Annotated in this window: 2 protein-coding genes; one reads left to right on the forward strand and one right to left on the reverse strand. The window is 59.8% G+C overall.

Annotated features, from left to right (window positions below):
• Positions 1 to 2,797: multicopper oxidase family protein (locus tag HKN06_06095; GenBank protein NNF60885.1), on the reverse strand; the 2,797-nt coding region annotated here is incomplete at its 3' end.
• A 129-nt stretch (positions 2,798 to 2,926) separates the two neighbouring features.
• On the opposite strand from HKN06_06095, the gene HKN06_06100 reads away from it, so the two are divergent.
• Positions 2,927 to 3,091, forward strand: coding sequence for a hypothetical protein (locus HKN06_06100; protein NNF60886.1), 165 nt, complete (start codon positions 2,927 to 2,929; stop codon positions 3,089 to 3,091).
• The last annotated feature ends 66 nt before the right edge of the window (positions 3,092 to 3,157 follow it).

Here is a 3,157-nt window from a genome sequence, read left to right on the forward strand (position 1 = left end):
ACAGGAACGACTCCCTGATCAGGCTCAGGTCGACCAAATCCACCGTGCAGTTATTAGGGATACCAATATCCGGGTCACAGGCATTACCGATACCATCGCCGTCTGTATCGAGCTGGCTGTTGCCACCCGCATCCGGCACAACGGGGCCATTGGCAATGAAGATGCAGTTGTCATCCAAGTCGGCAATGCCGTCACCATCGCTGTCGATCGGGCAATCGCTGTCGTTCGCATCGACGGTACCGTCGCAGTCGTTGTCCAGGCCGTCACTGCACGACAGTTCATCGGTCAGCTCGGTCGGCTCGCAGGCCGGCACCGAGCAGTCCTGCGGACAGCTCGTCGCGGTTTCCTGCCCTTCGCACAGCCGGTCACCACAGGTAGCCTGTACCCGGGCCGCAACCCTGCAGAAAAGATCGGCGGCGGTATCGATACAACGGTTGTCCTGGTCATCGGTGCCGCAGCCAATCGGGTTATCTCCGCCATTGCCGCAACAGAAATCGGCGCCACCGCCGCTTTGCTCTCCATCGCAATCCGCCGGACAGGTTGTGCAATCTTCACCATCACCGATCTCGCACAAGCCGTTGCCACATGCCGCGCCACTCACCTGGGCACAATCACTGCAGCCAAAACCATCTTCACCCGCTTCGCAGACGCCGTCGCCATCACACTGTGCCGGATCATTGACCATCACAAACTGCCGCATCATCTCGTGATCTTCGTGGTCGAGGATATGGCAGTGATAGGGAAATCTGCCGAGATAATCATCGTAGCGAGCGATCACCCGCACCCGCGTACCGGCAGGTACAGCCACGGTGTCTTTCCACGTATTGGATTCATGTGCGCCGAGCGGCAGCAGGGTGCCACCACTCAATAACGTGCGATCGAGCACCTGGAACGCCACCAGGTGGATGTGCATCGGATGCATGATCGGGCCCGGATTCTCAAACTCCCATATCTCCGTGGCCCCCAACCGGACGAACTCGGACAGGTCATCCCAATGTTCATCACCGGTGGGCACGCCGCCCGGGCCGTCCAGCGTCTGGATCACCCATTCGTTGCCCGCGCAGGGTTCTGCAATGCGTTCCAGCCTGAACCAGCGCGTCACGTCGGCTTCGCCCTCCGGAATGGGTGTCACCGGGCGCAATGTGGCCGGTATCGCATCGGTATGGCCAACCGCCTCAATAACATTGAAACGCATCACGTTGGGAATCCGAGGCGATGTCGTATCGTCATTGCGCAGCACAATTTGCGCGCCGGTTGCGAATGCCGAAAAATCGATCACCACGTCAAACCGTTCGGCCGGCGTGATATCGATATTATCGACAACAATCGGTGCCGAAATCAGCCCGAGATCGGTCCCGATCAGGGTAAACGGAATCGATTGCTCCGGATCAGACAGATTTTCCAGGCGCAGCAGATACTGCCGTGCCTGGGAGCCATTGACGAAGCGGAACCGGTATTTACCTTTTTTCACCTCCAGCGCCGGCCACACTTTGCCATTGACCAGGATCTTGTCGCCAAAAAATGTGTCCTGCACAGCGGTCGGGTAGAGCAGCGAACCGTCCGCGTTGAATTCACGGTCCTGGATAACCGCCGGTATCTCGAACTCGCCTGCCGGCAGCCCGAGACTGTCCTCGAAATCGTCACGCAGCAGGTAGTAGCCTGCCATGCCGCCATAGACATTGAGCCGCGTGATACCCAGCGCATGATCGTGATACCACAGTGTTGCGGGCAACTGGTCGTTGGCATATTCGTATACGTCAGTTTCGCCGGGCATGATGTGATATTCCGGCTGGCCGTCGAAGCGTGCGGGAACATGGCCGCCGTGCAGATGGGTGACGATACGCGGCGAGTCACTGTAGTAATTGGGTCCATGGCTGCATTCATCGACTGCCAGCAGATGCCCGCCAGGCGGCAGATCGTTGACGTAAATGACTTCTATCGGTTCGCCAACCCGCGCTTCGATTGTGAAACTCGGATAGGCGCCGTTGTAAGTCCACAAATCGGTCAGTGGCAGTTCATTGTGCAGCTGCTGTTGCGCTGCCTGCACCGTGATCTGGTACTGCGGCGTGCCGTCCGGCCGGGTTCCGACAGGCGCCAGTACCCCCGGAATCGGCAACGCATCGACAAACGGCTCAAGGCCGCAGTCGACTGCGATATCACTGCACTGGCTGCCCGCTCCCTGCGGCGTGCCGCCAGTCGCTATACACACGTCGGCGGCGACGTTATCGGTACAAGTTTCCTCCAGGTTGCAGCACGCGCCGACCGGTTGCGGGCACATGTTGGGAAAACAGGTGGTATTGGCAGTGTCAGGGGTACCGCCCGCAGCGCCGCAAGCTGCCGTGGTCAGCACCGAGCAGTCGCCGGTATCAAAACAGCATGCGAATGACTCGGCGGCGGCCGGATCGAGGGGACTGGCGGCCGGTATATCCCCGTCGGGAACCGGTTGCGACGATCCATCGGCCATCAGAGCTATGTTGCCGGTTGTGGTCCATCCCGGCTGTGCATCGGCCATGATTTCATCAAGATTGGAATCTCCATTGCCATCGGAATCCATTGCCTCCACAGCCATGAACGCCGCCTCCCAGTTGTTGCCCGACACTGCCTGGCGAACGGCAAAGCCATACGGATTCCACGGTGAACCGCCATTGCTGCTGGTATGACAGACCTGGCAGCGCTCTCCCGTCGCCGACTCCATGATCGACATCGAGTTCGAATCAACCCCGGACGTCCCGCCTGGCCCGTAATAGTCGCTCCAGTCGTTTGCTATGGGATTGCGGGCATCGGCGGCAGTTGCCATCAGCGTAAGACCAAGAAAAATCGCCGCTGCGGATTTTGCGCGTCGACAATATTGCATACACCCCCCAGTCAGCTTTTTTAGCTGTATAACTACTCTTTACCTTATGTGGCTGTGCTGCGGAGGGGCATCGTGAATTACCGAGATGCACGACTGACGCCCGGGCGCGACAGGCCGGCCCGGTGGCTGGCGCTCCTGTTGGGCACAGGATTGCGGGGTGAGAAAGCCCAGCTGCCGGAGTTCCTGCGCACGTTGCGCACACCGGTGGCGCCGGCCGCGGACCTGCTGCAACAGTAAGCGGCAGCGCTGTCGCTAACGCGCGGATGAACAGGCGTTGGGGATACCGCTCGGCCCTGGCGCCGC

Source organism: Gammaproteobacteria bacterium (assembly GCA_013003425.1).
Lineage (GTDB): Bacteria > Pseudomonadota > Gammaproteobacteria > Steroidobacterales > JABDKV01 > JABDJB01.